Here is a 6,827-nt window from a genome sequence, read left to right as displayed (position 1 = left end):
CTGTACGAATACGGTCGATCCACTCGAGGTGATACCGCCGAATAAGATGGCGGTAATACAAGCACTCACCAAAGAAGTAGGTAAAGTGATCCATAAGGCTGTCAAAAAAACGTTATTGGTGCGATGAAAGAGCAAGCCGGTCAATAAGCCTAATAAGATACCAACGGGAGCATAGTAGAGGGAATAGACATCACCTAACATCCACATAGCGACACCGCTCAAAGCGTTGGGGAGCATGCCATAGATGGGGCCGCATATAGCTGCAATGAAGAAAGTCCCAATGCTGTCAAGATAGATGGGTAAATGCAACAGAAGCGCAATTTGTCCTCCGATGATATTGATGACGATCGCAAAAGCGATGGCACAAATATGATAGGTACTAATGTTTTTCATAATTGATCACTCGACTTTCAAATTCCGTAAAAAAGCGGGCTACATCCACTTGGGTCAGGATCTTGGCATTGGCTGGTTTGTGATAAAAATCATAGGCATCGACAACGCTTTCACCACGAGTAATGCCATCGGTTTCAATGTCGGTATAGGCTTCAAAACCAGAACAGAGGGTTGGATCGATCGCATAGGCAACTGCTAATGGATCATTGATGATACATCCTTTTATATGTTCTTGGTGCCAATGGAAGGAAAAATAAAATTGAGTGATCTGACGAATAAAGTCGGTCACTTTTTTATTTTTCTTTTCCCATGTATCCAGCATTTCAGGAGTCAATACAATTTGTCGCGTCACGTCTAAGCCAATCATATGGATCTTTTGGGCATGGGCATAGACGATTTTGGCGGCTTCTGGATCTTCCCAATAATTGTATTCACTGACAGGGGAACAATTGCCATGCGCTTGATAGGTGCCGCCCATCGAAACCAAAGTGTCGATGGCATCAAAAGCTGATGGATCTTGGTCAATGAGCTGGGCCAAATTGGTCATTGGGCCAATCGCAATAACGGTACAGGGGTCTTGTTTTAATGTTTTGGATAAAAATTCGATCGCATGAATTTTTTGTTCATAGCCTGGGACCGCCTCTAGAAAGCTTTCTCCTAAGCCGTCGGCACCATGGATATCTAAGGCATGAACAGGCGGCTTTTTTAAAGGTTTTGTCGCTCCTTTATAAATGGGGATATCCAATCGATCCATGAATTTTAGAATTTTTTTGGTGTTGTCAAACCCCATCTCTACCGGGGTATTGCCACATACGATCGTGATGCCAATGACTTCGATTTCCGGACTACTTAAGGCCAACATCAAAGCTAAGCCATCATCAATGCCTGGATCACAATCAATGATTACTTTTCTCATATTCGCTCCTAACTAAAAAAAGTACCAAGTCATAGACGGGTACTTTTTTTCAACATAAAAAGTGTTGCCTATGATTATACTGGGAGGTCAATCAAAACCAGTTGTCTTTTTTGTACAAAAAATTGGAATCTTTTGTATGAAGAGTGTAACCCATTTTTAGAAAAGATACAATATTTATGAAAGATATAATAATAGAAATGAGGAAGTAGATATGTATATCTTAAAGCCAATTTCAATGGATAAAATTTGGGGTGATGAGCGTCTACAAGCGTATGGAGCTACAAGTAAACACACGGGAATTGTTTATTCTTGTGCGGCAATTGAAGGAATTGATAATCCAATCGGACAGACAACATTGCGATCGTTGATCCAAAAGGATCCAGCTGCTTTTGGTTTATTGCCAAACGAAGAATATCCAATCATGGTTAGTTTTGATGCGGCTAAATTCGATGTCAGCATCCAAGTGCATCCAACCGATGGATTTGCCCAGGACCATGAAAATAAGCCGTATGGAAAGTGTGAGGCTTGGTATTTTATTGAAGCGCCCAAAGAGGGATGGGTCTATGCAGAAAATGTCGAAGGAACAAAAGAGTCGATTCAAGCAGCCATTGAAAAGAAAGATTTTCATCACGTATTAAAGAAATATCCTGTAAAAACCAATGACTTGTTGTTTACGCCAGCAGGTACTGTCCATGCTTTGACGCATGGTGCTTTGATTTATGAGATCCAACAATCGACGAATATTACCTATCGTTTGTACGATCATGATCGAAAAGATGCAAAAGGAAACAAGCGTGAGTTACATATTGAAAAAGCGTTAGCGACCATGATTCCAACAAACAAAGAAATCAAACAAACCTTTTCTACAGGGCGACATGCTGCATTCTATGCTTTTGATCTGATTCATAAACATGTGCAAGATCGTGTTTCCAATCCGAGTGAAATAGCAGCCGTTTGCACGATCTTATCGGGCCGTATTCTGGTGGATAATACTTTGGTTGAACCAGGAACAAGTCTTTTATTGATGCCAAAAGAAACGATTTCGATCGATGGGCATGCGGATTGTATCTTGGCTACGCCAAATCCGTATTGGCGAGAAATGGAGTAAAAAAGATGGCGGATCTTAGGATTCGCCATCGATGAGTTTTTGAGCACAAGTTATGTCGGTGATCAAAACATTGATGTATTTTCCGGCAATGGCACCTTTGATGGCATTGGCTTTTTTTATGCCACCACCAATGCCAATGGAAAGAGGAACTTTTCTTAGCTTGTGAATATTGACACCGACCACATTGTTATAGGATTTATAGGGGGCGGTTTTGCCTTCGATATCATAAAACTGCATGTTTACTTCACCAGCTACCTTTTTGTTTAATAGTTCTTCAACTTCGTTTTCTTTATAGTTACCCGTCGCCATGATCGAAGATTCTTTTTCGTTGGGATAACCAATACCAACGATCGCAATATCCAAATGATTGCCATAGGTCAATACCGAGGCAATGCTTTCTTCTTTCAGTAGGCCTTGCTGCAGCTGACGATTGGCTACACGGGCCGGAGCAAGCAAGGATATGGCTTGCCCACTCAATCGATCAGCCATGACATGAGCCAAAGAATTGGAGTGAAGATTGTTGGCAACGGTTCCTTGTCCGCCAATCAAAGGAACAATGGTGACGTCTTTTTGAATGGGTTGCATAGCTTCAATCATATAATAAAGCGTACTTCCCATGGAAATGCCAATGGTATCTTGATCTTTGATGTTGTAGTGAAGATATTGACAAGCAGTTTTTCCTAAAGATTGTTTCAAAGCTTCCGAAGTTGGTTGTTGGTCAACGATGATGACTTCTTTCAAATCAAATTTTTTCTGTAATTCATTTTCTAGATCCCAATGATGAATCAAATCTAAATTCCGAATATGAATGTCAACAATACCAAGGTCTTGTGCTGATTTCAACATGCGAATCACGATGGGACGAGAAATTTGCAGTTGTTTGGCAATATCTTGTTTATTGATGCCTTGGTTATAATACATATCGCTAATTTTTGTCATCAAGCGAATATCATCTACCACTTTTTTCATGCGGACACTTCCTTTTTAAAGAAATTATACGAAATTATCGAATATCAAACAATAAAAAAAGGAGAGTTGAACTCTCCTCTACGATTGATCAAGCAGAAATCGATTCGTTTTCGTAATTGATGATGCGTTGTACTTTTGGCATGGAACGACTATTTGTATCAAAAGTACAAGATAAATATTCTTTCACTAATTCTTTGGCCAAGTTGATGCCAATGATCTGACTTCCCATTGTAATGATGTTGGCGTTGTTCGACAATTCGGCACGTTGGGCTTGATACACATCATGGATACATGCAGCATAAGCACCTTTCACTTTATTGGCAGCAATGGATACACCAATTCCCGTTCCACATAATAAGATGCCACGATCACAAGTATGATTAGCCACATCTTTGGCTACTTTGAAGGCTACGTTGGCATAGATGGGATCATCACTGCCATAATCGACAACATCATATCCCAGTTCTTTTGTGAATTCCATTAATTCTTTCTTAAAATCGGTTGCGTTAGGGTCACATCCAAATGCAATTTTCATCTTTCTTTCCTCCTTATTAAATAATGATGAATAATCGATATTTTCTGCATTGCCATAAATTTCTTCGGTTAATACATCGGCAATGATTTCTAAGCGTCCATGATCTTTGGCGAATTGTAAGATGGAGTAGCGAGGCCGTACTTTATAGCCTTCCAAAATGCTACGATGGAACAAATCTTTTTCAATTCCAATCTCTTTTGGTGAAGTAGGAGCCCCGCCTTTTTTCAATAAAGCTCGGATTTCTTCAGGAGAAGCACACCAATCCATTACTCCAGCCGGTAAGATATCTTCACATAATTCAAAAATACGAGCAATAACTGGTGTTGCGACACCGACTTGAATGCCATGATGATTGGGATTCAAGCCCCGAGCGATGAAATCCATTTCCCAATAATGGGACAACATATGTTCAGCTCCAGAGGCGGGGCGAGAAATATTGACAAGGCCCATGGCAACACCACTGATGGTCAAAGCCTCCATTAAATTTCCTAAAGCTTCGGGATCGCGTTTTGGCAAGCCTTCTACGCTAGAGAAACATTTATCGAGCGCTTTATCGACCAATTGGACACAAGTGTCACAGCGGTCATCGCCATTGGCTTTGACGGCTAGATCCCAATCGGTCAATGCGGTGATCTTGCCAACTACATCGCCAAAACCCGCTTGGATCAAATCTTGGGGTGCGGTTTTTAAGATGTCGGTATCACCAATCAAACCATAGGTCAAATGGGCAAGAGGAGAATATTTGTAGCCATGGGAAATGATTGGGGCTCCATCCGCTACATATCCATCCATGGAAGGTGCAGTGGCTACAATGATGTATGGTAATTTGGTACGAGAAGTAACAAATTTGCAAGAATCGTTGATCACACCGGATCCGACACCAATCACCAGTTTGCAGTCCAGATCTTCTTCTTGTACGATACGTCCTAATGTTTTTTCATCAGGCAAAAGAATATCGTCGCCAACATCAAATAATAATTCTTTAACATGTTTGAAGCCGTTTGCTTTTAATAATTCGACCGCTTTTTTACCAGCTACTTCGTAGGTGTTGTTGTCAAATACGACCAAGATTGAAGAATCTTTGAAAGGAGCTGCTATTTTTGGTAGATCATTGATGGCTCCTTTTTTAATGTCGATGTCATGGACAGGGAATGTATGATGTTTCCCACATGAACAATCAAAGTCCAAATCAACCATTTCACTGATATCCATTTTTAGAATGTCTTTCATAACGAACCCTCCTTGAGATAAATGAAATGTATTTTTATTTCTGTATCATTTTTACGATTTCATTATATGTAGGGATATTTAATAAGTCAATATAAAAATGCGATAATATTAACAATAAATCGTAAAAGATGTTAAAAATAACGAATAAAAGCAATTAATAATTGTATATTATTACAAAAGTAATTATAAAAGTATATTAAAAATCGAAATAAATATAATGATATATATTTTCAAAATAAAATATATAATGATTTTATTTACATAATTAGGTCTGTATGAAAATATTTGCGTTATGAATAAGATGCAAATTAGGAAAAGATATATAGTCTTTTGATGATGTATCTATAAAATACGTTTGAAATTAAAAGAGATATGTATGTAAGCACTTGATAAGAAAAGAATTTTGAAAAGAGTACACCATAATCTTGCGATACTAAATGTTTAGTTAATTTTTTTGCTTGGAGCAAGTATAGAAGGGATATAATCCATATATAAAGACATAGACATTACGTCTGAATGATTCGTAGAGCTGGCATTCGTATATCAATGTCTTGATTACCGATGCGCAAACCGCTCGTTATCTATTAGGAGAATGAAATACATGAAGAAGATCATTAAACCAAAATTAGAAGAAACAAGAGCCCATGCTTTCGAAAAGAAAGTTTATGAGCGTGAGTTGCCAAAGATCATTCACGAGGATTTTTATGATCGATATGATTCAGACCCTAGTGAGGTGTCGGTATTGGGAGCTCGAAGTACCCTAGCAATGGGTGAGGATATTTCCTCTGTTCCTATAGATATTCTAGATCGTAATATTTGGGTTAGCGATCATTATGTTCCTGTACGTATGTATCAAACGGCAGGCGATAAGAAAAATGTGATTTATTATATTCATGGTGGTGGTTTTCTTTCGGGGACCATCGCATCCAAAGATGCGCAATGCAAATACATGGCACAAACAAGTGAGGCAACGGTGATTTCCATTGGATATCGCTTATCGCCGGAAACGATGTTTCCAGGTGCCATTGAAGATTGTATGGGCATTTTAGATTGGATCCAGACATTAGGTTATGACCATATCTGTATCATGGGGGATAGTGCAGGTGGCAATTTAGCCACTTGTTGTATGGCTCAAGATACAAAGCATGCCATTGATTATGGCATCTTGATTTATGCTGCCTTGGATGTAGCAACTTATGATGAGACAGAATACCATTGGAATTATGATTTCTATGAAATGGCGGATACACAGAAAGATCGTATCATGAATCGTTTATATCGGTTTCGAAATCTTTCGATGGATATGAAAAAAATGTATGTACCGAAGCAGAAAGATGTAAAAGATCCAAATATATCGCCTTTATATATAGAAGATCTTTCCCATTTCCCACCAGTATTGATGATTGAGGCCGAATTTGATTACTATCGCATTTGTAATGAGATTTTTGAAAAACGATTGCCTAAAGTAGAAGTTCTTTATTATGAAGGGCTAGATCATGGCTTTTTTGATCGCATTGGTCAATTGGAACAAGCCAAAGATTGTATTGATGAGATTGCTAAGCGAGTTAATAATATATAAATATGTCTATATAATTTATAATAAGTAAATATAAATATATTATTAAAATTTCAAATGGTTTATAATGATTGAAGAGAAATCTATATCGATAAATGAG

General features: G+C 38.4%; 6 protein-coding genes. 2 read left to right on the top strand and 4 right to left on the bottom strand.

Annotated elements, in window-relative coordinates:
• The coding region (locus SOS22_RS00480) for an ECF transporter S component (RefSeq protein ID WP_320595987.1) at positions 1–393 on the bottom strand (393 nt) is incomplete at its 3' end.
• On the bottom strand, positions 380–1,309 hold the full coding sequence (locus SOS22_RS00475) for a nucleoside hydrolase (RefSeq protein WP_320595986.1): 930 nt from the start codon (positions 1,307–1,309) through the stop codon (positions 380–382). The genes SOS22_RS00475 and SOS22_RS00480, both read right to left, overlap by 14 nt.
• Before the next feature lie 211 nt (positions 1,310–1,520).
• Between SOS22_RS00475 and SOS22_RS00470 the strand changes: the two genes are divergently transcribed.
• Positions 1,521–2,417 carry a class I mannose-6-phosphate isomerase gene (locus SOS22_RS00470; protein WP_320325498.1) on the top strand — a complete coding sequence of 299 codons (897 nt, stop codon included), beginning with the start codon at positions 1,521–1,523 and terminating at the stop codon, positions 2,415–2,417.
• A 15-nt stretch (positions 2,418–2,432) separates the two neighbouring features.
• Here the strand turns inward: SOS22_RS00470 and SOS22_RS00465 are convergent, their stop codons facing one another.
• Both SOS22_RS00465 and SOS22_RS00460 read right to left on the bottom strand, forming a co-directional pair.
• Positions 2,433–3,386: a sugar-binding transcriptional regulator gene (locus SOS22_RS00465; RefSeq protein WP_320325497.1), complete on the bottom strand. Its 954-nt coding sequence runs from the start codon at positions 3,384–3,386 to the stop codon at positions 2,433–2,435.
• An 88-nt stretch (positions 3,387–3,474) separates the two neighbouring features.
• The gene (locus tag SOS22_RS00460) at positions 3,475–5,151 is read right to left on the bottom strand and encodes an iron-containing alcohol dehydrogenase (protein WP_320595985.1); all 1,677 of its coding nucleotides are present in this window, start codon (positions 5,149–5,151) and stop codon (positions 3,475–3,477) included.
• Positions 5,152–5,752: 601 nt separating this feature from the next.
• On the opposite strand from SOS22_RS00460, the gene SOS22_RS00455 reads away from it, so the two are divergent.
• Positions 5,753–6,730 carry an alpha/beta hydrolase gene (locus SOS22_RS00455; RefSeq protein WP_320595984.1) on the top strand — a complete coding sequence of 326 codons (978 nt, stop codon included), beginning with the start codon at positions 5,753–5,755 and terminating at the stop codon, positions 6,728–6,730.
• Positions 6,731–6,827 lie beyond the last annotated feature (97 nt).

This window comes from Absicoccus sp. (assembly GCF_034090965.1).
GTDB lineage: Bacteria > Bacillota_I > Bacilli_A > Erysipelotrichales > Erysipelotrichaceae > Absicoccus > Absicoccus intestinalis.
Note: the sequence above shows the minus strand (reverse complement) of the source record. Positions and strands in the feature narration are given on the sequence as shown.